The 21,661-nt window shown below is 74.2% G+C and carries 22 protein-coding genes; 8 read left to right on the top strand and 14 right to left on the bottom strand.

The window, feature by feature from the left end:
- Positions 1-28 precede the first annotated feature (28 nt).
- The 4 genes from dxs to ACFHW0_RS03135 all read right to left on the bottom strand — a co-directional run bounded on the left by dxs (position 29) and on the right by ACFHW0_RS03135 (position 6,612).
- Complete coding sequence (dxs, locus tag ACFHW0_RS03120; protein WP_416605343.1) at positions 29-1,981, bottom strand: 1-deoxy-D-xylulose-5-phosphate synthase; 1,953 nt, start codon at positions 1,979-1,981, stop codon at positions 29-31.
- A gap of 126 nt (positions 1,982-2,107) precedes the next feature.
- On the bottom strand, positions 2,108-3,277 hold the full coding sequence (locus ACFHW0_RS03125) for an anhydro-N-acetylmuramic acid kinase (RefSeq protein WP_416605344.1): 1,170 nt from the start codon (positions 3,275-3,277) through the stop codon (positions 2,108-2,110).
- Between the two features lie 9 nt (positions 3,278-3,286).
- Entirely contained in the window at positions 3,287-4,540 is a 1,254-nt protein-coding gene (locus ACFHW0_RS03130; RefSeq protein WP_416605345.1) for a class I SAM-dependent RNA methyltransferase, read from the bottom strand.
- Positions 4,537-6,612 (bottom strand): APC family permease, encoded by a 2,076-nt coding sequence (locus ACFHW0_RS03135; RefSeq protein WP_416605346.1) that lies wholly within the window; start codon positions 6,610-6,612, stop codon positions 4,537-4,539. Before ACFHW0_RS03135 ends, ACFHW0_RS03130 begins: the two co-directional genes overlap by 4 nt.
- Positions 6,613-6,774: 162 nt before the next feature.
- Between ACFHW0_RS03135 and ACFHW0_RS03140 the strand changes: the two genes are divergently transcribed.
- Positions 6,775-7,440: a potassium channel family protein gene (locus tag ACFHW0_RS03140; protein WP_121395945.1), complete on the top strand. Its 666-nt coding sequence runs from the start codon at positions 6,775-6,777 to the stop codon at positions 7,438-7,440.
- A 2-nt stretch (positions 7,441-7,442) separates the two neighbouring features.
- Positions 7,443-8,132 carry a TrkA family potassium uptake protein gene (locus ACFHW0_RS03145; protein WP_334563545.1) on the top strand — a complete coding sequence of 230 codons (690 nt, stop codon included), beginning with the start codon at positions 7,443-7,445 and terminating at the stop codon, positions 8,130-8,132.
- Between the two features lie 37 nt (positions 8,133-8,169).
- On the opposite strand, the gene ACFHW0_RS03150 is transcribed toward ACFHW0_RS03145, so the two are convergent.
- From ACFHW0_RS03150 to dut, 4 genes are all read right to left on the bottom strand, one after another.
- Positions 8,170-8,853 carry a DUF3159 domain-containing protein gene (locus tag ACFHW0_RS03150; RefSeq protein WP_416605347.1) on the bottom strand — a complete coding sequence of 228 codons (684 nt, stop codon included), beginning with the start codon at positions 8,851-8,853 and terminating at the stop codon, positions 8,170-8,172.
- A gap of 31 nt (positions 8,854-8,884) precedes the next feature.
- Positions 8,885-9,265 carry an OB-fold nucleic acid binding domain-containing protein gene (locus ACFHW0_RS03155; RefSeq protein ID WP_416605349.1) on the bottom strand — a complete coding sequence of 127 codons (381 nt, stop codon included), beginning with the start codon at positions 9,263-9,265 and terminating at the stop codon, positions 8,885-8,887.
- Positions 9,266-9,392: 127 nt separating this feature from the next.
- Positions 9,393-10,061, bottom strand: coding sequence for a DUF3710 domain-containing protein (locus tag ACFHW0_RS03160; protein WP_416605351.1), 669 nt, complete (start codon positions 10,059-10,061; stop codon positions 9,393-9,395).
- Positions 10,062-10,086: 25 nt separating this feature from the next.
- Positions 10,087-10,674 carry a dUTP diphosphatase gene (gene dut, locus ACFHW0_RS03165; RefSeq protein WP_416605352.1) on the bottom strand — a complete coding sequence of 196 codons (588 nt, stop codon included), beginning with the start codon at positions 10,672-10,674 and terminating at the stop codon, positions 10,087-10,089.
- Positions 10,675-10,765: 91 nt separating this feature from the next.
- Here dut and ACFHW0_RS03170 point away from each other — a divergent pair, with 91 nt between their 5' ends.
- On the top strand, positions 10,766-11,266 hold the full coding sequence (locus ACFHW0_RS03170; RefSeq protein WP_416605725.1) for a DUF3093 domain-containing protein: 501 nt from the start codon (positions 10,766-10,768) through the stop codon (positions 11,264-11,266).
- A 46-nt stretch (positions 11,267-11,312) separates the two neighbouring features.
- On the opposite strand, the gene ACFHW0_RS03175 is transcribed toward ACFHW0_RS03170, so the two are convergent.
- Together ACFHW0_RS03175 and ACFHW0_RS03180 are read right to left on the bottom strand one after the other, a co-directional pair.
- Positions 11,313-12,182, bottom strand: coding sequence for a hypothetical protein (locus tag ACFHW0_RS03175; RefSeq protein WP_416605353.1), 870 nt, complete (start codon positions 12,180-12,182; stop codon positions 11,313-11,315).
- Between the two features lie 139 nt (positions 12,183-12,321).
- The gene (locus tag ACFHW0_RS03180) at positions 12,322-12,618 is read right to left on the bottom strand and encodes a DUF4193 domain-containing protein (RefSeq protein ID WP_013284790.1); all 297 of its coding nucleotides are present in this window, start codon (positions 12,616-12,618) and stop codon (positions 12,322-12,324) included.
- 435 nt (positions 12,619-13,053) lie between these two features.
- On the opposite strand from ACFHW0_RS03180, the gene ACFHW0_RS03185 reads away from it, so the two are divergent.
- Entirely contained in the window at positions 13,054-13,569 is a 516-nt protein-coding gene (locus ACFHW0_RS03185) for a LytR C-terminal domain-containing protein (protein ID WP_416605727.1), read from the top strand.
- Positions 13,570-13,615: 46 nt separating this feature from the next.
- On the opposite strand, the gene ACFHW0_RS03190 is transcribed toward ACFHW0_RS03185, so the two are convergent.
- Positions 13,616-14,431, bottom strand: a complete 816-nt coding sequence (locus tag ACFHW0_RS03190) for an inositol monophosphatase family protein (RefSeq protein WP_416605354.1) — start codon at positions 14,429-14,431, stop codon at positions 13,616-13,618.
- A 287-nt stretch (positions 14,432-14,718) separates the two neighbouring features.
- Here ACFHW0_RS03190 and ACFHW0_RS03195 point away from each other — a divergent pair, with 287 nt between their 5' ends.
- Positions 14,719-16,329, top strand: coding sequence for an RNA polymerase sigma factor (locus ACFHW0_RS03195; protein WP_416605355.1), 1,611 nt, complete (start codon positions 14,719-14,721; stop codon positions 16,327-16,329).
- Between the two features lie 244 nt (positions 16,330-16,573).
- The gene (locus ACFHW0_RS03200) at positions 16,574-16,807 is read left to right on the top strand and encodes a DUF7455 domain-containing protein (RefSeq protein WP_074474066.1); all 234 of its coding nucleotides are present in this window, start codon (positions 16,574-16,576) and stop codon (positions 16,805-16,807) included.
- 116 nt (positions 16,808-16,923) lie between these two features.
- Here the strand turns inward: ACFHW0_RS03200 and ACFHW0_RS03205 are convergent, their stop codons facing one another.
- From ACFHW0_RS03205 to ACFHW0_RS03215, 3 genes are all read right to left on the bottom strand, one after another.
- On the bottom strand, positions 16,924-18,654 hold the full coding sequence (locus ACFHW0_RS03205; RefSeq protein ID WP_416605356.1) for a DEAD/DEAH box helicase: 1,731 nt from the start codon (positions 18,652-18,654) through the stop codon (positions 16,924-16,926).
- A gap of 168 nt (positions 18,655-18,822) precedes the next feature.
- Entirely contained in the window at positions 18,823-19,473 is a 651-nt protein-coding gene (locus ACFHW0_RS03210) for a trimeric intracellular cation channel family protein (RefSeq protein ID WP_416605357.1), read from the bottom strand.
- Positions 19,474-19,513: 40 nt separating this feature from the next.
- On the bottom strand, positions 19,514-19,732 hold the full coding sequence (locus ACFHW0_RS03215) for a DUF3039 domain-containing protein (protein WP_089001394.1): 219 nt from the start codon (positions 19,730-19,732) through the stop codon (positions 19,514-19,516).
- A gap of 87 nt (positions 19,733-19,819) precedes the next feature.
- Between ACFHW0_RS03215 and ACFHW0_RS03220 the strand changes: the two genes are divergently transcribed.
- Both ACFHW0_RS03220 and ACFHW0_RS03225 read left to right on the top strand, forming a co-directional pair.
- Positions 19,820-20,749, top strand: coding sequence for a pseudouridine-5'-phosphate glycosidase (locus ACFHW0_RS03220; protein WP_416605359.1), 930 nt, complete (start codon positions 19,820-19,822; stop codon positions 20,747-20,749).
- Positions 20,746-21,642, top strand: coding sequence for a carbohydrate kinase family protein (locus ACFHW0_RS03225; protein WP_416605360.1), 897 nt, complete (start codon positions 20,746-20,748; stop codon positions 21,640-21,642). The genes ACFHW0_RS03220 and ACFHW0_RS03225 overlap by 4 nt, the downstream gene beginning before the upstream one ends.
- Positions 21,643-21,661 lie beyond the last annotated feature (19 nt).

The following is a 21,661-nucleotide window of genomic DNA, read 5'->3' on the forward strand; positions in this document are numbered from 1 at the left end:
GGGGCACCCGCCGTCGGCGGTCGCAGGCTCAGTTCTGCGCGGTCGCGTCGTCGGCGGTGATCACCGGCTCGACCGGCTCGACGTCCAGCCGGGAGATCCAGCCGGTGACGTCGCGGGCCACGTCCTGCGCGGTCAGGCCGAGGTCGGCGAGGATCTGCGCGCGGGTGCCGTGCGGGTGCCAGTCGGCCGGTACGCCCAGGTCCTTCAGCGGCACCCGGACGTCGGCGTCCCGCATCGCCTGGGCGAGGGCGTCGCCGACGCCACCGACCCGGACGCCGTCCTCGACGGTGACCACGAGGCGGTGCCCGGCGGCCAGCTCGACCAGCTCGGCCGGGACCGGGCGGACCCAGCGCGGGTCGACCACGGTCACCCCGAAGCCCTGCCCGGCGACCCGGGTGGCGACCTCCATGCCCAGGTGGCCGAAGGAGCCGACCGCCACCAGCAGCACGTCCTTGCGCGCCGACTCGGCCAGCACGTCGACGGTGCCGACCCGGCGCACGGCCGGCAGGTCGGCGGCGACGGTGCCGGTCGGGAAGCGGACGATGGTGGGGCCGTCGTCGACGGCCACCGCCTCGCGCAGCTCCTCGCGCAGGGTGGCGGCGTCGCGAGGCGCGGCGATCCGCAGGCCCGGCACGACCCCGAAGACGGACATGTCCCACATGCCGTAGTGGCTGGGCCCGTCGGGGCCGGTGATGCCGGCCCGGTCCAGCACGAAGGTCACCGGCAGCCGGTGCATGGCCACGTCCAGCAGGACCTGGTCGAAGGCGCGGTTGAGGAACGTCGCGTAGACCGCCACCACGGGGTGCAGCCCGCCGAGGGCCAGGCCGGCGGCCGAGGTGGCCGCGTGCTGCTCGGCGATGCCCACGTCGTAGACCCGGTTCGGGTGCTTGCGGGCCAGCTTGGCGATGCCGGTCGGCTCGGCCATCGCGGCGGTGATGCCCACCACGTCGGGCCGCTCGTCGGCGATCGCGACCAGCTCGTCGGCGAAGACGTGGGTCCACTTCACCGACGGGGCGGCGACCAGCTTGCCGGTCTCGATGTCGAAGGCGCTGCCCGGGCCGTGCAGGCAGTCGGCCTCGTCCTCCTCGGCCGGGCGGTAGCCGTAGCCCTTGCGGGTGACGGCGTGCACGATCACCGGGCCGCCGAAGTTCTTCGCCGCGCGCAGCGCCGACTCGACCGCGGTCACGTCGTGCCCGTCGACCGGGCCGACGTACTTGATGCCGAGGTCCTCGAACATCGCCTGCGGGGCGACCGCGTCCTTGATGCCCCGCTTGACCGCGTGCAGCACCTCGTACATCGGCCTGCCGACCAGTGGCGTGGAGCCGAGCGCCTCCTTGACGGTGTCGAGCACCTTCTCGTAGCCGGGGTTGAGCCGCAGCGACGAGAGGTGGTCGGCGAGGCCGCCGATGGTCGGCGCGTAGGACCGCCCGTTGTCGTTGACCACGATCACCAGCGGGTTGCGGGCGGTGGCGATGTTGTTCAGCGCCTCCCAGCACATGCCGCCGGTGAGCGCGCCGTCGCCCACCACGGCGACCACGCTGCGCTGCTCGCCCCGCAGCGCGTACGCCTTGGCCAGGCCGTCCGCGTAGGACAGGGCGGTGGAGGCGTGCGAGTTCTCGATCAGGTCGTGCTCGCTCTCGGCCTGGCTCGGGTAGCCCGAGAGACCGCCGCGCTGGCGCAGCTTGTCGAAGCCGGTCTGCCGCCCGGTGAGGATCTTGTGCACGTACGCCTGGTGGCCGGTGTCGAACAGGAGCCGGTCGCGCGGGGAGTCGAAGACCCGGTGCATGGCCAGGGTGAGCTCGACCACGCCCAGGTTGGGGCCGACGTGCCCGCCGGTGCGCGAGACCTTGGCGATCAGGAAGTCCCGGATCTCGGCGGCGAGGACGTCCAACTCCTCGGCGGACATCCGCTTGACGTCCTGCGGACCCCGGACGGTGGCCAGCAGCCCGGTGTGGTGGACCGTGCCCTCTTCAACGCTCATGACGCAAGAGTCTATCGGCCGCCCGGTACTCCGCAGTCCGGCCCGGACGCCCGCCCGCCGACCGGGGGTGCTGAGCGCCTGGTCAGCACCCGGATGGCTCGCGGCCGGGCCGGGTGCCTGCGGGAGTCAGGCCGCGACCCGCAGCCGCCGGGGCGCCGGGACGGCCGGGGCGCCCCGGTACGCCGGCCCGGACGGGGTCCAGGAGCCCAGCACGGCGGCCCGGGCGGCGCCGGTCACCGAGGGCAGCGCGCCGGGCAGCCCGTGCCAGGAGAGCCAGCCCAGCAGCGCGAACGCGTACGCCTCCTTGGCCTGCGCGGGCACCCCCAGCTCGTCGGTGGTGCGCAGCCGCCAGCGCCCCGCCCCGAGGGCGGCCAGCCGGGCGGTCAGCGTGGGGTTGCGCACCCCACCGCCGGCCGCCACCACCTCCGCCACGCCGTGCCGGTCGCACTCTGCGGCCACCACCCGGGCGGTCAGCTCGGTCAGGGTGGCGAGCACGTCGTCGGCCGGCACCGGCTCGCCGAGGGCGGCCAGCCGGGCGTCCAGGTAGCCGGCGTGGAACAGCTCCTTGCCGGTCGACTTGGGCGGCGGCGCCGCGTAGTACGGCTCGGCGAGCAGGGCGTCGAGCAGGCCGGGGTGCACCCGACCGGCCGCCGCGCGGGCGCCGTCGAGGTCGCAGGGCCGCCCCAGGAGGCGGCGGGCCGCCGCGTCGAGCAGCGCGTTGGCGGGCCCGACGTCGTACCCGAGCACCGGCGCTCCCGGCGCGAGGACCGTGAGGTTGGCGATGCCGCCCAGGTTGAGCGCGGCGCGCGGGGCCGCGCCGTCGGCCGGGTCGAGCAGCAGCGCGTCGAACGCCGGGACCAGGGGCGCGCCCTGCCCGCCGGCGGCGACGTCCGCCGAGCGCAGGTCGCTGAGCACGGGTACGCCCACCCGGGCGGCCACCCGGGCCACCGCGCCCAGTTGCAGGGTGCCCCGGGCGCGCCCGCCGTCGACCCAGTGGAAGACCGTCTGCCCGGGCGAGACCACCGCGTCGACCGCGCCGCCGGCCAGCTCGACGCCGAGGGCCGCCGCCTGGGCGAAGACCTCGCCGAGGCGGTTGTCCAGCCGGCAGACCGCCTCGACGGTGGTGCTCCCGGGCGGCAGCAGCGCGCCGATCGCCTCGCGCAGCCCGTCGTCGTAGTCGAGGCCGCGGTGCCCCAGCGGGCGCAGCAGCAGCGTGTCCCCGTCGAGGGTGAACTCGGCGGCGGCCACGTCCACCCCGTCGTAGGAGGTCCCCGACATCAGCCCGACGATCTTCATCGCGTCAGGCTAGCGGGCAACTCCGTCGGGCGGCAGGAGCAGACCGACCAGCTCGACGTGCTGGGTCATCGGGAACAGGTCGAAGCCGCGCAGCGCGGCCAGCCGCCAGCCCAGCCCGGCGAAGGTGCGCACGTCGCGGGCGAAGGCGGCCGGGTCGCAGGCCACGTACGCCACCGCGCGCGGCCCGGCGGCCACCACGTCGCGCACCACCCGGGCGCCCGCGCCGGAGCGCGGCGGGTCGAGCACCACCACGTCGACCGGCCCGGTGATCCGGCGGCGGGCCAGCGCGGTCTCCACCCGGGCCGGCACGACCTCCACCCGGGGCAGGTCGCGCAGGTTCTCCCGGGCGGCGGCGACGCCCTGCGCCGCCGACTCGACCAGGGTGACGCGGCCCGCGTCGCCGACCCGGCCGGCGAGCGCGGCGGCGAAGAGCCCCGCCCCGCCGTAGAGGTCCCAGGCCCGCTCCCCCGGACGCGGGTCGACCAGCTCCAGCACGGCGTCGACCAGGGTGTCGGCGGCGGCCGGGTGGACCTGCCAGAACGACGACGCCGGCAGCGTCCACTCCCGGCCGGCCGCCACCTCGCGGACCCGGTCCGGGCCGCTCACCGTGCGGGGCACCCCCTCGGCGACGGCGGTCACGGCCACGTCGCCGCCGGTGGAGGCGACCGTCTCGACCGCGTCCGCGTCCGGCCAGCGCGTCCCGGTCGGGGCCAGCACGGGCAGCTCCCGGATCGCCGGGTGGGCGATCAGGCAGCGGTCGATCGGGACCACCTCGTGCGAGCGGTGCTTGAGCAGGCCCGCCCGGCCCGCCCCGTCGACGGCGTAGCGGACCCGCGAGCGCCAGCCCAGCGGCCCGCCGGGCAGCGCCTCGATCCGGACGCCCAGGGCGTCCAGCTCGGCGTCGGCGAGCCCGCCGAGGCGGGTTAGCTGCTCGCGCACCACCGCCGCCTTCCAGTCGAGCTGGGCGGCCGGGGCGACGTGTTGCAGGTCGCACCCGCCGCACCGGCCCGGCTTCGCGTACGGGCAGGGCTGCTCGACCCGGTCCGGCGCGGCGTCGAGCACGCGCACCGCGTCAGCCCGGACGAATCCCTTGTGCACCTCGGTGACCTCGGCGACCACCCGCTCGCCGGGCAGCGCGTGCCGGACGAAGACCACCTGGCCGTCCACCCGCGCGACGCAGTGCCCGCCGGGCGCCACCGCCCCGACGGTCAGCTCGACCCACTCGGCCTCCTCCAGCCCCCGGCCGTTCCCGTGCGCGGTCACCGTTCACCTCCACCACTCGGGCCGCTCTCGCCGGGCGGCGCGGACACGACGGGCGGGACGCTCGGCGGCAGGGTGCCGCGCGGCGCGACCCGGGGGCCGCGTGCCGGGCCCCGGGTCAGTGTGGCGTCCAGCCGGTCCAGGTCCTTGCCGGCGGTCGAGGCGAGCTGCCACGGCACGCTGGTCACCATCACCCCCGGTTCGAAGAGCAGCCGGCCCTTCAGGCGCAGCGCGCTCTGGTTGTGCAGCAGGTTCTCCCACCAGCGCCCCACCACGTACTCCGGGATGAAGACCGTGACCACGTCGCGCGGCGACTCCCGGCGGACGCCGGCCACGAAGTCCAGGATGGGGCGGGTGATCTCCCGGTACGGCGAGTCGACCACGGTCAGCGGGACGGGCAGGTCCCGCCGCTCCCACTCCGCCTGCAACTCCCGGGTGTCCTTCTCGTCGACGTTGACGGTCACCGCGGTCAGCGTGTCCGGCCGGGTGGCCCGGGCGTACGCGATGGCCCGCAGCGTCGGCTTGTGCAGCTTGCTGACCAGCACGACGGCGTGGTTGCGGGCGGGCAGCACGGCGCGGCCCTCGTCCGGCGGGGTCAGCTCGGCGGCGACCCGGTCGTAGTGCCGGCGGATGGCCAGCATCAGCACGTAGATCATCGCCATCGCGGCGATGGCGATCCACGCGCCGAGCAGGAACTTGGTGACGAGCACGATGACCAGCACCGCGCCGGTCATCGCCATGCCGAAGGTGTTGATCGCCCGGGACCGGAGCATCCGCCGGCGCGCCTGCGGGTCCCGCGTGGTCCGCAGGTGGCGGTTCCAGTGCCGGATCATGCCGGCCTGGGAGAGCGTGAACGACACGAACACGCCCACGATGTAGAGCTGGATGAGCCGGGTCACCTCGGCCTGGAAGCCGACGATCAGCACGATCGCGGCGACGGCCAGGAAGACGATGCCGTTGGAGAAGGCCAGCCGGTCGCCGCGGGTGTGCAGCTGCCGGGGCAGGTAGCGGTCCTGGGCGAGGATCGAGCCGAGCACCGGGAAGCCGTTGAACGCGGTGTTCGCGGCGAGGAAGAGGATCAGCGCGGTGACCCCGGCCACCACGAAGAGCAGCACCGAGCCGGAGCCGAAGACCGTCTCCCCGAGCTGGGTGGTGACGGTCTTCTGCACGTACCCCTCGGGGCCGGAGATGATCTGGAGCCTCGGGTCCTCGACGAACTGCAGGCCGGTGAGGCGGGACAGCCAGATGATGCCGACCAGCATGGCCACCGAGATGGTGCCGAGCAGCAGCAGCGTGGTGGCCGCGTTGCGGCTCTTCGGGGCCTTGAACGCCGGCACCCCGTTGGAGATCGCCTCCACCCCGGTCAGCGCCGCGCAGCCCGACGAGAAGGTGCGCAGCAGCAGGAAGACCAGGGCGAAGCCGGTGACGCTGTGCTCGGCCTGGATCTCCAGGCCGGCGCTGGGCGCGCGCAGGTCGTGGCCGAGCACGAAGACCCGGACCAGGCCGGTGAGCAGCATCCCGACCATGACGATGATGAAGCCGTAGGTGGGGATCGCGAAGGCCGTGCCGGACTCCCGCAGGCCGCGCAGGTTCACCGCGGTGAGCAGCACCACCGCGGTGACCGCGATCAGCACCTTGTGGGTGGCCACGAACGGCACCACCGAGCCCAGGTTGGCCACCCCGGAGGAGACCGAGACCGCGACCGTGAGCACGTAGTCGACCAGCAGCGCGCTGGCCACCGCGACCCCCGCCCGGGGACCGAGGTTGACCGTGGCCACCTCGTAGTCGCCGCCGCCGGAGGGGTAGGCGTGCACGTTCTGCCGGTAGCTGGCGACGACGGTGAGCATCACCACCACGACGGCCAGGGCGATCCACGGCGAGAAGAAGTACGCCGAGGCGCCGGCGATGGAGAGGGTCAGCAGGATCTCGTCGGGCGCGTACGCGACGCTGGAGAGCGCGTCGGACGCGAACACGGGCAGCGCGATGCGCTTGGGCAGAAGCGTGTGCTTCAGCCGGTCGGACCGGAACGGTCGACCGAGGAGCAGCCGCTTCAGCAGCGAGGTGGGTCTGGCCACAACCGCCAAGCGTACGACCACCCTGGTGGGCGTCGCGGGGTGGTCGATCGCGGCAGGGTGGACCGGCGGAGTACCGTCGGTCCGCGCCCGTGCCGGGAACGTGGCAGGCTCGCAGACGGCACGCTCACCGCCCGGGCGTTGCGCACCTTGAGGAGGGACGCGGTGCATGTCGTGATCATGGGTTGTGGCCGCGTCGGCTCGACCCTCGCCTACAGCCTGGAGTCCCGGGGGCACTCGGTCGCGGTCATCGACCAGGACGCCGACGCCTTCCGCCGGCTCGGCCCCGACTTCGCCGGGATCACCGTCACCGGCGCCGGCTTCGACGGGGAGGTGCTCCGGCAGGCCGGTATCGAGCGGGCGGACGCCTTCGCGGCCGTCTCCAGCGGCGACAACTCCAACATCATCTCCGCCCGGCTCGCCCGGGAGACGTTCGGCGTGTCCCGGGTCGCGGCACGGATCTACGACCAGCGCCGCGCGCAGGTCTACGAGCGGCTCGGCATCCCCACCGTGGCCACCGTCCGGTGGACCGCCGACCGGATGCTGCGGCACCTGGTGCCGGAGGGGAACGTGGAGATCTTCCGCGACCCGACGAGCACCGTGTCGATCATCGAGGTGCCGGTGCACAAGGACTGGGTCAGCCGGCCCGTACGCGCCCTGGAGGGGGCGACCGGGGCCCGGGTGGCGTACCTGATCCGTTTCGGCATCGGCACGCTGCCGACCCCGTCCAGCGTCGTCCAGGAGGGCGACCAGCTCTTCATGCTGGTCACCGACGACATGGCGGCGACGGTCACGTCGGTGGCGGCGGCGCCGCCGGAAGGAGGGCTGTGAGCATGCGCATCGCCATCGCCGGCGCGGGCAACGTGGGCCGCTCGATCGCCCAGGAGCTGATCGACAACGGCCACCAGGTGATGCTCATCGAGCGTCAGCCCAGGATGCTCCGGCCGGACCGGGTGCCGGCGGCCGACTGGGTGCTGGCCGACGCCTGCGAGCTGGCGAGCCTGGAGGAGGCCGACATCGCCGGCTGCGACGTGGTGGTCGCGGCCACCGGGGACGACAAGGTCAACCTGGTGGTCTCGCTGCTGGCCAAGACCGAGTTCGCGGTGCCCCGGGTGGTGGCCCGGGTCAACCGGGCCGAGAACGAGTGGCTCTTCACCGAGCAGTGGGGCGTCGACGTCGCGGTGAGCAAGCCGCGGGTGATGGCCGCCCTGGTCGAGGAGGCGGTCACCGTCGGCGACCTGGTCCGGCTGATGACCTTCCGGCAGGGCGAGGCGAACCTGGTGGAGATCACCCTGCCGCCGACCGCCCCGTACGTGGGCGAGCCGTTGCGCGCCGTCCCGCTGCCCCGCGACTCGGCGCTGGTGGCGATCCTGCGCGGCAAGCGGGTGCTGGTGCCCACCCCGGACGATTCGCTCGAGGCCGGCGACGAGCTGATCTTCGTGTGCACCGCGGAGGTCGAGGACGCGGTCCGCGCGGTGGTGCTCGGGGCGGACAGCGTCGAACGCACCCGCGAGCAGCGCTGAGCCTGCGGTTCGGCCGCCGGGTGGTGCGGGGGCGGCCTCAGCCGCCGGGCAGCGCCTCCGGCTCCGACTCCCGGGTCACCCGCCGGACCGTCCAGACCGTGATCAGCAGCAGCAGTACGTACGGCGGGTAGCCCAGCACCAGCCGCGCCACGCCGAGCGCCGTGTCCTGGTGGGCGAGGTAGAGCCCGGCCTGCACGCCCACCTTGGCCAGCCACACCACGCCCCAGAGCACGGTGAGCCCGGTGAAGGTCCGCACCAGGCGCGGGTCGTCGCGCCACTCCGAGCGGCCCTTGGCCACCAGCACCGACCAGATCCACCCCACGAGGGGCTGCCGGATGGCCGCCGAGACGAGCAGGGCCAGCCCGTAGCCGATGCCGTAGAGGATGCCGGGGAGGTAGAAGTCACGTTCGTCGCCGGTGCGCCAGGCGATCGCGGCGCCGACGGCGATGCCGAAGAGCCCGTTGACCGCGTGCCGGACCGGCCGGCGCTGCGCCAGCCGGAGCCCGGCGATCACGAGCGCCACCGCCACCGAGGCGATCACGGCGGGCCGCAGCTCACCGATGATGTTGGCCAGCACGAAGACGACCACCGGGATGCTGGACTCGACCAGCCCTCGCCAGCCGCCGAGCTGGTCGGCCATCTGCTCGGCGAGGGTGGGTAGCGGCTCCTCGCCCTGCGGGTCGCTCTCCGGCTGTGCCGCCCGGTGCTGTCCCGTCGTCATCGCACGCCTTCCGTCCGCCGCGGCCACCGGGTCACTTCGGCGGTTCCAGCTCGTAGTACGGGTTGTAGATCACCTTGCGGTCGTCCCGCACGGCCACCCGGCCGCGCGCGGTCAGGTGCCGGCCGGGCTCGATCCCGGCGATGTGCCGCCGGCCCAGCCAGACCAGGGTGACCACGTCGCTGCCGTCGTAGAGGTCCGCCTCCAGCGTGGGCAGGTTGGTCCGCGGGGTGTAGACGACCGTACGCAGCCGACCGGCCACCGAGACCAGCTGGCCCCGCGTGCACTGCCCGGCCGGGACACCGCCGTGCTCGGCGCTCTCCCGGCGCAGCTCCTGCGCCTCGATCTCCGCCTCGCTCGCGGTGAGCCGGCGCAGCATGCGGCGCAGCGGACCCCGGCCCTCGTCGGTCGACATGACCTCCGCGTCACCCTCTCCACGCTGGGCCGACGCGACGCCGGCACCCGGGACGACCCCGGCGGCGCCGGAACCGTCCCGCCAGCGTACGCCGACGGGGCCGGTCCCGGCGCGTCGTGACGGACGGTCAGGCCTCTCGGGGCGCGGGCGCGGGGTTGCCGTCGGCCGGCGCCCCCTCGACCGCCTGGTCGGCCACCTCGCGGGGCAGCCGCAGCGGCAGCGGCTCGCGCACCGGCTTGGCCTCCTGGCCCCGGTCGACCACCAGGCCGTCGAGGCACTCGGCCAGCGGGCCGGCGGCGGCCGGGTCGGTGGCCACCTCGCCCTGGTAGACGCCGCGGACCATCCAGCGCGGCCCGTCGATGCCGACGAACCGCAGGTCGGTCAGCCCGTCCGGGGTACGCACCCGGGCGTGCAGCTCGATGCCGTACTCGCCCTGGACCTCCTGGGCCGCCGCGCCGTCGTTGAACAGCGACTGGCGGATCTCCTCGCGCACCTCGTCCCAGATGCCCTCGGAGCGCGGCGCGGCGAAGACGCCGAGCTGGAGCGCGTTCGGACCGTGCACGAGCACGACCTGCTGGATCACGCCCTCCGGGTCGGCCTGCACCCGCACCTCGACGTCGCGCACCGCCGGGATGTGCAGGCTGCCCAGGTCGAGCCGCTGCACCCCCTCGGGCGCCTCGGAGATGTCGTACGGGCCGCGGGCCGGGGTCGACTCCTCGTGCGAGTCGAGGACCTCGGTCGTCCGCTCGTCACGGGCGTGCCGTCCGGCACTGTCCCGCTTCCGGGAGAAGATCACTGCGCCAACCCTCCGCTGTTCGGTCTCACCCTGCCACCTCTTCCGTCCGGCCGTCTGCCCGGTCCCGCTCTTCCCGTCGGGCGTCCGGCACGTCCGGCGTCCGCCGTCCGTCCGGTGCCTCCGGGGCCGCTGCCGGCCCGCCACCGGTGGGGGACGGCACCAGGCCGGCGTGGCCGCCCGTGGAGCCGTGCCCGCCGGTCCCGCGTCGGGACGCGGTCAGCTCGGCCGCCGGCCGGAAGTCCGCCCGCGCCACCCGCTGCACGACGAGCTGCGCGATCCGGTCGCCACGGGAGATCTTCGCCGGTGTCTTCCGATCATGGTTGATCAGGTTGACGAGGATCTCACCCCGGTAGCCGGCGTCGACCGTACCGGGCGCGTTGAGCACCGTCACGCCGAGTCTGGCCGCGAGCCCCGAACGGGGGTGGACGAGTCCCACGTAACCCTCGGGCAACGCGATCGCCACGCCGGTCGGGACCAGGGCGCGGCCGCCGGGTGGCAGCTCGACGTCCGCCGCCGCCACCAGGTCTGCCCCGGCATCGCCGGGATGGGCGTACGCCGGCAGCGGCAGCTCGGGGTCGAGCTGCCGTACGGGCACGGGTACGACGTCGGTCACGGTTCCCCTCTTCCGTCCGTTTTGCTGGGGTGACCCTGCCATCCTGCCGGTTCGGCCGCCCGCCGTGCGCCGTACCCTCGCAGGAGTGAGCCTGTCACCATCCTCGCCGTCCCCGGCGCCGCCCGCCGCGGCGCCCCCGCAGCACGCCGAGCGGCTCGGCCTGCCCTGGTGGCTGTGGCTGGGCGGGCTGGGCGGGGCCGCCCTGCTCGCCGTGGAGGTCTGGATGGGCGCGCCCGGCGTCCGCGCCTGGCTGCCCTTCGTGGTGCTGCTGCCGGCGACCGTCGCCGGCCTGGCCTGGCTCGGCCGGATCCGGATCGAGGTACGCGACGACGAACTGCGGGTGGACGACGCCCGGCTGCCGGTCCGGTTCGTCGCCGACGTCGTCCCGTTGGACGCCGCCGGCCGGCGTGAGGTGCTCGGGGTCGGCGCCGACCCGCTGGCGTTCGTGGTGCAGCGGCCCTGGATCCCCGGCGCCGTCCAGGTGGTCCTCGACGACCCGGCCGACCCCACCCCGTTCTGGGTGGTCAGCACCCGCCGCCCGGTCGAGCTGGCCGAGGCGCTCCTCGCCGCCCGCGACGCCGCCCGCCCCTGAGTCCGGCCGGCGCCCGGCCGCGCCCTCGCCTGCCCGGCACCGCCCCTCAGCGGTCGCCGGGGAGGGCGGGCGGGGTGCCCGGCAGGGCCGGGCTCCGGCGCCGCAGGTCGCTGCGGAGCTGGTCCGCCATCGTCCGGGTGGCCCGGCGGTTGAGGTAGCTGGCCACCGCCGCCCCGGTGAGGAAGGGCCCGAGGGTGGTCAGGTTGCGGCCGAAGCGCTTGAGCAGCGTGTCCCGCAGCTCCTTGCGCGCGGCGGTGCCCAGCACGGCGCTCACCCCGACGCCGGGCATCATCGGGTTGATCCCCCGCTGGCCGGCCCACGACTGCACCAGCGCGACCGCCCGCTGCGTGCCGCCGCTCGGCACCGGGGCCCCGTAGACCTCGTGCAGCTCGCCGATCAGCTTCAACTCGACCGCCACCACGGCGACCGTCTCGGCGGCCAGCAGGACCGGCGCGGAGAGCAGGGTCGGGGCGACCGTCCACTCGACCGCCGCCACTCCCCCGCCGGCGGCGCCGATGCCGGCCGTCGTCCGCGCGGCGTTGCGCACCAGCCGCTCGGCCAGCGCCTCGCCGTCCAGGCCGTCGAAGTGCCGGCGCAGGGTGGCCAGGTCGCGTACGGGCACGTGCGGGGCGACCTCGGCGACCGTGTCGACCATCCAGCGCACCGCGCTCTTCGGCTTGAACAGGTCGGTCAGCCCACGCGCCCGCGCCTGCCCCACGAGGCGGCCGAGCAGTTGCCGCCGGCGGGCCGGCTCGATGTCGTCGGCGGTCAGGGCCGCCACGGTGGCGCCCAGCTCGTCCGCGCCGCGCGCGGGCACGGCGTGGGCGTGATCGTCCCGCGCGCCGGGCTCGCCCGCGCCGTCGACCCGGCCCGGGTCCGCGCCGCGCGTGCCGCCGGACTCGCTCCGCTCGCTCATGGTGCGACCTCCCGAATGGACCGACGTCGACATGACGGTCACCCGTCAACGAGTCAAGCAGGTCCCCCGGGTGGCCGCACGGCGACTCGGGCAGCGGCGGCCCCGACGAGGGAGCCGCCGCTGGTGCGGACGCACGGTGTCAGACGCACTCGCGGCAGATGAGGTCGCCGTTGCGCTCGACCGCCAGCTGGCTGCGGTGGTGTACGAGGAAGCAGCGGGCGCACCGGAACTCGTCCTGCTGCATCGGCAGCACCTTGACCGTGAGTTCCTCGTCCGCCAGGTCGGCGCCGGGCAGCTCGAAGCTCTCGGCCACCTCGGCCTCGTCGACGTCCACGGCGCCCGATTGTGAGTCGACGCGTCGGGCCTTGAGCTCTTCCAGGCTGTCCTCGCCGAGGTCGACCTCGTCGCGACGCGGGGCGTCGTAGTCGGTGGCCATCGGTTTCACTCTCCCATATCGATGTTGTCGCTTCCGGTTGTAACGCCGGACGACGCTGTTTCGGTTCCGCTGGCCGGCCACCACTTGTGTCGGTCACCCGACCCGAAGACAGCACGGACGGAGGCATCCCGCAGGAACACCCGACGAGCGCGGAACCATACCCCCCCTTTAGGCGAGGCATGTATACCGCCCTCGTGGCTGAGATGTACGCCCCCGCACGCGAAGTTGTTCCCAATGTGACTCAGGCGACACGAAGATAGGGGTAGTACTACCCGGTTCCCGGATGGCGCGCCGGCATGTCCGGCTGTTTCCACGCGACGGCCGGACAACCGTTAACCTCAGCGGCGTACTCGACGGCCGGCGGGGCGGCCCGTCCACCGGCGGCCGCCACCACCCACCCACTGTCCGGGGAGCACCCTGATGAGCTTTGCGCGAGTGCGAGCACTCGTTGTCGTCGGCCTGCTGGCGGTGCTGGCCCTCGTCTTCGTGGTCGTCGCGCTGGTCCGCGACACCCAGAGCAGCGCCGGCCTCGCCGGAGGTTGCCCGGAGGGCTGGCCGATGGCCGACGTGACCCTGCGGGAATCCAAGGACGTCAAGATCAACGTCTACAACGCGACCGACGAGCCGGGTCGGGCCAACACCGTCGCGGACGACTTCCGCAACCGCAAGTTCCAGGTCAAGAAGGTCGGCAACGAGAAGAAGCAGATCGACGACATCGCGGTCCTGCGCTACGGCCCGAAGGGAGTCGGCTCGGCGCACCTGCTGCGGGCGTACTTCCTTGACAACGCCGAGTGGGACTACGACCCCAAGCGCACCGACGACGTCGTGGACGTGGTGCTCGGCAGCAGCTTCCAGCAGCTCGCCACCACCACCGAGGTCAACCAGTCCCTGGGCGACCTCGGCGCGCCGGTCGCGCCGGCCGAGTCCTGCCCGATGTCCGAGGACGACTGACCGCCGCCCGTGCCCCCGGTCCCGCCGGGGGCACGGCGCCGGCCGGTCAGGGACCGCCCGAGGCGTCCAGGTCAGCGAGGCGGTCGTGCAGCGGCTTGAACAGCGCCGCCGGCGCCGCGATCACCAGGTCGGGACCGGCCGGCAACCCGCCCAGCCCGGCGACCAGCAGCCCGGCCTCCGTGGCCACCAGGGCGCCGGCGGCCTGGTCCCAGGCCGCGAGCCCCTTCTCGTAGTAGGCGTCCACCCGCCCCTCCGCGGCCAGGCAGAGGTCCAGCGCGGCGGCGCCGAAGCGGCGGATGTCCCGGATGTGCGGGATCAGCTCGGCGACCACCCGGGCCTGGTGCGCCCGGCGCCCCGGGTCGTAGCCGAACCCCGTGGCGACCAGCGCCTGACCGAGATCGGTCTCCGTGGAGCAGCGCAGCCGCTCCCCGTCGCGCCAGGCGCCCCCGCCGGCGGTGGCCGTCCACTCCTCGCCGGTGCTGACGTTGCGCACCACCCCGGCGACGACCTCGCCGTCGACCTCGGCGGCGAGCGACACCGCGCAGTGCGGGATCCCGTAGAGGTAGTTAACGGTGCCGTCGATCGGGTCCACGATCCAGCGGACGCCGCCGGGGGCGACCGGGCCGGTCTCCCCCGCCCCGTACTCCTCGCCGAGGACGGCGTCGCCCGGCCGCAGCCGGCGCAGCGCGTCGACCACCTGCCGCTCGACCGCCCGGTCGGCGGCGGTCACCACGTCGGTGACCGTGCTCTTGGTGGCCGCCACCGACACGCCCTCGACCCGCATCCGGTACGCCGTGGCGGCCGCGTCCCGGGCCACCTCGACCGCGATCTCCAGCAGTTCCGCCGGCGCCGAGCGATCCATCGTTCGTCCCCTTCCCGCACGGCCGGGGTGTTCCGGGTCACGCGCGGTACCATCCTTACAAAGTCCACATCTACGTCGAATCGGCGGTCCCCGCCGCCGGTCCGCCGTGCGGCGAGGGATGATCGCCGCAGACGGCGTTACAATTCACCCCTGCCCACGCTGCGACGGACCGCCACGACCGGCCGGCCCGGGACACGGGGGTCCCTCAACCACATCGCCCGGCAAGGTGCCCCGCTCTGCGTCGGACGACCCGGCCGTGCTCGCTCTTCGCCTCCGGAAGGTCATTCGTGACAGAACCCCGCCAGACCGGCGCCGACGTTCGCTCGCTCACCGACACTCTGATCGCCCACGCGCAGAGCGCCGGCGGCCAGCTCACGTCGGCTCAGCTCGCGCGCACCGTCGAGTCCGCCGAGGTGACTCCGGCCCAGGCCAAGAAGATCCTGCGGGCGCTCTCCGAGGCGGGAGTGACCGTGGTGGTCGACGGCTCGGCGAGCACCCGCCGCCGCGTCGCCGCCGCCCGATCGGCCACCCCCGCGTCCCGGGCCACCACCGCCAAGACCACCAAGAAGGCCGTCGCGCCCGCCCCGAAGCAGGCGCCCGCCGCGGACGAGGCCCCGGCGCCCGCCCCGCGCAAGGCCGCCCCGCGCAAGGCCACCGGCACCACCGCCGAGGTGGCCGCCAAGGCCGCCGCGCCCGCGAAGGCGACCAAGTCGACCCGGGCCACCAAGGCGACGGTCGCGGCGGCCGGCGCCAAGCCGGCCAAGGCCGGCGGCAAGGCCAAGGGCGAGGGCGCCGAGGGCGACATCGACCCGGAGGAGCTCGCCGCCGCGATCGAGGACGTGGTCGTCGAGGAGCCGGCGGAGCTGACCCGCGCCGCCGAGACCGACGCCGCCAACTCGGCCAGCGACAACGACTTCGAGTGGGACGACGAGGAGTCCGAGGCGCTCAAGCAGGCGCGTCGCGACGCCGAGCTGACCGCCTCCGCCGACTCGGTCCGGGCCTACCTCAAGCAGATCGGCAAGGTCCCGCTGCTCAACGCCGAGCAGGAGGTGGAGCTGGCCAAGCGGATCGAGGCCGGCCTCTACGCCGCGGAGCGGCTGCGCGCGGCCGAGGAGGGCGAGGAGAAGCTCACCCGCGAGATGCAGCGGGACCTGGGCTGGATCTCGCGGGACGGCGAGCGCGCCAAGAACCACCTGCTGGAGGCCAACCTCCGGCTGGTCGTCTCGCTGGCCAAGCGCTACACCGGCCGCGGCATGGCCTTCCTCGACCTGATCCAGGAGGGCAACCTCGGCCTGATCCGCGCGGTCGAGAAGTTCGACTACACCAAGGGCTACAAGTTCTCCACGTACGCCACCTGGTGGATCCGGCAGGCGATCACCCGGGCCATGGCCGACCAGGCCCGCACCATCCGCATCCCGGTGCACATGGTCGAGGTCATCAACAAGCTCGGCCGCATCCAGCGCGAGCTGCTCCAGGACCTGGGCCGCGAGCCCACGCCGGAGGAGCTCGCCAAGGAGATGGACATCACACCGGAGAAGGTGCTGGAGATCCAGCAGTACGCCCGGGAGCCCATCTCGCTGGACCAGACCATCGGCGACGAGGGCGACAGCCAGCTCGGTGACTTCATCGAGGATTCCGAGGCCGTGGTCGCGGTCGACGCGGTGTCGTTCTCGCTCCTGCAGGACCAGCTCCAGCAGGTGCTGCAGACGTTGTCCGAGCGTGAGGCGGGTGTGGTACGCCTGCGCTTCGGCCTGACCGACGGCCAGCCGCGCACGCTGGACGAGATCGGCCAGGTCTACGGGGTGACCCGGGAGCGCATCCGGCAGATCGAGTCCAAGACGATGTCCAAGTTGCGTCACCCGTCGCGTTCGCAGGTGCTCCGGGACTACCTGGACTGATCGCGATCGTCAACCGAACGTGTCGTTTTGACCACCTGGCGTGCAACGTCGGAAGGTGATCGTTCGGTTGCACGATTGTGATCGTTGACGTGGCACCCTTGGTGCACGGCACACTGTCCCTGCCATGTGTGACCTCGGTCCCCCGCGGGCACACAGGGAAGGCAGCGCCGGGACAGGGTGTTGCACGATAGGTGAGCAAAGACCGAAGAGAGTGTTCATCGGTGACGACCAGAGGAGGAAGGCGATGACCCCGACCCTCACGCCGCCGCCCGAGACGGTGGCTCCCCCAGCCGCCGATGAACGGTGCGACCGCTGCAATGCTGCCGGCAAGCTCCGGATCACTCTGGCGGGTGGGAGCGAGCTGGTGTTCTGTGGGCACCACGCGAACAAGTACGCGGAGGATCTCGTGAAGATCACCGTGCGGTTCGCGACGGACCCGGAGTTCAGCTGGCGTGGCGCCGATCTGATGGCGAACTGATCCGCAGACCCACGACATAGCCGGCCGGAGGCCCCCTGAGGGGGCCTCCGGCCGGCTTTCGGCGTCTCTCCACCCGTCGCGCCCGATCCCGGGCACCGGCGACCGGTGGGCGGCCGTCAGAGGGTCTGCACGGTGGCGATGCGTTCCTCGAGCTGCTCGATGGTGGCCTGGGCGCTCGGCGGTCCGCCGCAGAGGCGACGCAGCTCCGCGTGGATCTTCCCGTGCGGCTGCCCCGTGCGATGGTGCCGGGCGGCCACGAGGGCGTTCAGTTGGCGGCGTAGGGCGACGCGGCGCTGGGCGGCACTCATCGGTGCCGGCGGCGCCGTGGGGGCCGCAGCGGCCGCCTCAGCCGGCCTGGCGGCCCGGCGCCGCTGGGCCGCGAGCTGCTCCTGCTGCCGCTTGGTCAGCAGCAGGGCCACCTGGTCGGCGGTGAGCAGCCCGGGCAGGCCCAGGTATTCCTCCTCCTCGGGAGTGCCGGCCTGGGCGGCGGTGCCGAACGAGGCGCCGTCGAAGATCACCTGGTCCAGCTCGGCCGTCGCGGAGAGCGCGGCGAACCGCTTCTCCAGCTCGCCGCTGGCCTGGTCGTCGCGCTGGGCGCGCTCCAGCAGGTCGTCGTCGAAGCCCTCGCGGTCCTTGGGCTTGCCGAGCACGTGGTCCCGCTCGGCCTCCATCTCGCTGGCCAGCCCGAGCAGGTGCGGCACGCTGGGCAGGAAGACCGACGCGGTCTCGCCGGGGCGGCGGGCGCGGACGAACCGGCCGATCGCCTGCGCGAAGTAGAGCGGCGTGCTGGCGCTGGTCGCGTACACGCCGACCGCCAGCCGGGGGATGTCGACGCCTTCGGAGACCATCCGGACCGCGACCAGCCAGCGCTGCTCGGACGCCGCGAACGTCGCGATCCGCGCCGAGGCGCCCACGTCGTCGGAGAGCACCACCGCCGCGCGCTCGCCGGTCACCTGCGCGATGAGCTTGGCGTACGAGCGGGCGGTCTGCTGGTCGCTGGCGATGATCAGCCCGCCGGCGTCGGGCATGCCCGCGTTGCGCAGCACGGTCAGCCGGGCGTCGGCGGCCCGCAGCACCTGCGGCATCCAGTCGCCCGCCGGGTCCAGCGCGGTACGCCACGCCTGCGCGACGAGGTCCTGGGTCATCGGCTCGCCGAGCCGCGCCGCCAGCTCCTCCCCCGCGTTGGTGCGCCACCGGGTCTCCCCGGAGTACGCCAGGAAGAGCACCGGCCGGACGACGCCGTCGCGCAGCGCGTCGGCGTAGCCGTAGACCGAGTCGGCGCGGGAGCGCAGCAGGCCGTCCCCGCCGCGCTCGTAGCTGACGAACGGGATCGGGTTGTCGTCGGAGCGGAACGGGGTCCCGGTGAGCATCAACCGGCGCTCGGCGCCCTCGAAGGCCGCCTTCACCCCGTCGCCCCAGGAGCGGCTGTCCCCCGCGTGGTGGATCTCGTCGAGGACGACCAGGGTGCGCCGGGTGAGGGTGCGCCGCTTGTGCACCTGCGGCGCCATGCCCACCTGCGCGTACGTCACGACGGCGCCGTGGAAGTCGGCGGAGGAGTGCAGGTCGGCGTTGCGGAAGGCGGCGTCGAGCTGGATGCCGACCCGGGCCGCCGCCTGCGCCCACTGGGTCTTCAGGTGCTCGGTCGGGGCCACCACCGTCACCGCCTCGACGGTGCCGTCGGCGAGCAGCTCGGCGGCGATCCGCAGGGCGAAGGTGGTCTTTCCGGCGCCGGGGGTGGCGACCGCCGTGAAGTCGGGGTCCCGCCGACGCAGGTACTCCACGAGTGCCTTGCGCTGCCATGCGCGCAGTGCCGGAAACGTCTCGATCGCCGGCAACCGGGCCGCCACGGGAAGCTCCTCTCCGACCGCCTGACGGCGGACCCCGGGCGAGGGCCACGGGTACCGCCGCCCATGAAAACGCCTCCGCGCAGATGGTGCCGCGAAGGCCGACTCAGCATAACCAGCGCGGGCCGTCCGACCCAGCCGACGCCACGCTGGTCACATCCGCCACGCGTGTCAGGGGTGCGTGCCGGGGGTTCCCGTACGTGGGGGACGCAGGGTCGCCACCGGCGCGGACCAGCGCCGCCGCAGCGCCACCAGGCGCAGCAGGAAGACCACCGCGGCCGCCGTGGTCAGCCAGGCGGCGTTGGCGTGTCCGAGGGCGTCCAGCAGCGCCACGAGGATCGAGCCGGCGAGCGCGGCGACGGCGTAGATCTCCCGCCGCAGCACCACCGGGATCTCGGCGGTGAGCAGGTCCCGCCCGAGGCCGCCGCCGATCGCGGTGAGCATGCCGATCACGCAGGCCCCCACCGCCGGCACCTGGGCGTCGAGGGCCTTGACCGTGCCGGTGACGGTGAACAGCGCCAGCCCGGCCGCGTCCAGCACCAGCACGGTGGTGCGCAGCCGGGCGAACTGGGGGTGCAGCCAGAAGACGGCGGCGGCGGTGACGGCGGCCGTGGCGGCGTACCGCCAGTCGCCGAAGGCCAGCGGCGGCGCCTCGTCGATCGCCAGGTCCCGGAAGATCCCGCCACCGAGCGCGGCCACGAAGCCGACGAAGACGACGCCGAAGAGGTCGAGCCGTTTGGCCACCGCCGCGGAGGCCCCGGAGGCGGCGAAGACCGCCACCCCGGTGAGGTCGGCGAGGAGCAGGGCGGTGGAGGTGGTCACCGGCGAAGGTTACGTGCGCGACCGGGAGGGTCGCCCACGCTCACTCGCCCCAAGAGTCGTAGATCTCCTTGCACTTCGGGCAGACCGGCGAGCCGGGCTTGGCGGCCTTGGTGACCGGGAAGGTCTCCCCGCACAGCGCGACGACGAAGGTGCCCATGACGGCACTCTCGGCGATCTTCTCCTTGCGCACGTAGTGGAACATCTCGGGACCGGTGTCGGCGTCCTTCAGCTCCGGACGCTCGAGAACCTCTGTGCTCACTTCTGCACCTCCGACCGTCAAGTCTGGCAGGTCACCCCCGCTCCGGTCCACTTCAGGTCGCCCGGACGGGGGCCGTACGGTGGTGACGTGACCGACTTTCACATCCGCTACGGCAGCGAGGTTGCCGACGCCCTGCGCGACGGGCGTCCCGTCGTCGCCCTGGAGAGCACCATCGTCTCGCACGGCCTGCCCCGGCCGGACAACCTCCGGGTGGCCCGCGAGATCGAGCAGGCCGTCCGCGACGCGGGTGCGGTCCCGGCGACCATCGGCATGGTCGGCGGGCGGCTGGTGGTGGGCCTGGACGACGCGGAGCTGACCCGGCTCGCCACCGTCGACGGGGTCGCCAAGCTCTCCGTACGCGATCTCGCCCTCGCCGCCGCGACCGGCGCGGACGGCGCCACGACCGTGGCCGCGACCAGCGCGGTGGCCGCCGCCGCCGGGATTCCGGTGTTCGCCACCGGCGGCCTCGGCGGGGTGCACCGGGAGGCGGCGCAGACCTTCGACGAGTCGGCCGACCTGGTCACCCTGGCCCGTACGCCGATCACGGTGGTCTGCGCCGGGGTCAAGTCGATCCTCGACGTGGGCGCGACCCTGGAGCGGCTGGAGACCCTCGGCGTCGGCGTGGTCGGCTTCCGGACCCGGCGTTTCCCCGGCTTCTTCATCACCGACGGCGGCTTCGACCTGGACTGGTCGCTGGACTCGGCCGAGCAGGTCGCGGACGTGCTGGTCGCCCGGGAGCAGCAGCGCGTGCACCACGGTGGCCTGATCGTGGCCAACCCGCTGCCGACCGACGAGCAGCTCGACCCGGAGTTGCACGACCGGACCCTCGCCGACGGGCTGGCCCTGCTGGAGCGCGACGGGGTGACCGGCAAGGCCGTGACGCCCTACCTGCTCGCGCACTTCCACTCGGCGACCGAGGGGGCGAGCCTGGCGGTGAACGTCCGGATCATCCTGCGCAACGCCGACCTCGCGGCCCGGATCGCCGTCGCCGCGGCCGCCCGCCGCGGCGGGGCATGACCGCGGGCCGCGTCCTCGTCGTCGGTGACCTGATCACCGACGTGGTGGCGGTGCTGGCCGGGCCGATGGCCACCGGATCGGACACGTCGGCGGCGATCCGGTTCAGCGGTGGCGGGCAGGCCGCCAACACCGCGGCCTGGCTCGCCGCGCAGGGCGTACCGGTCACGCTGGTCGGTGCCGTCGGCGACGACGACGCCGGGCGGGACCGGGTGGCCGAGTTGGAGCGCGCGGGGGTCGACTGCGCGACGCGGGTGTGCCCCGACCGCGCCACCGGGACGGTGATCGTGCTGGCCACGGCCGGGGAGCGGTCGATGGTCACCGAGCGGGGCGCGAACCTGCGGCTGGCCCCGGCCGACGTCGACGTGGCGCTGGCGGCGACGCCGGACGCGCGGCACCTGCACCTGTCCGGGTACACCCTGCTGGACGACGAGTCCCGACCGGCGGGGCTGCGGGCGTTGGCCGCCGCCCGCGAGCGCGGGCTCACCACCAGCGTCGACGCGGCCTCCGCGGCCCCGCTGCGGCGGGTCGGCGCGGCGGCCTTCCTGTCCTGGGTACGCGGGGTCGACCTGCTCCTGGTCAACGCCGACGAGGCCACGGTGCTGGCCGGAGGGCTGGACCCGGCGGCGCAGGGGCGGGCGCTGTCGGCCTCCGCCCGGCGGATCGTCGTCAAGCAGGGCGCGGCCGGGGCGGTCTGGGTGGACCGAAACGCCTCGGTGGCCGTGGCGCCGGCCCGCCGGGTGGCGGTGGTCGACGTCACGGGGGCCGGGGACGCGTTCGCGGCCGGGCTGCTGGCCGCCTGGCTCGACGGCGCGGAGCCGGCGGTGGCGCTGGGCCGCGCCGGCGACCTCGGCGCCCTCGCGGTCTCCCAGATCGGCGCCCGTCCCACCCCCTGACGGGAGGCGTCGGGTCGGG

The organism is Micromonospora sp. LOL_025 (genome assembly GCF_048060285.1).
Taxonomy (GTDB): Bacteria; Actinomycetota; Actinomycetes; order Mycobacteriales; family Micromonosporaceae; genus Micromonospora.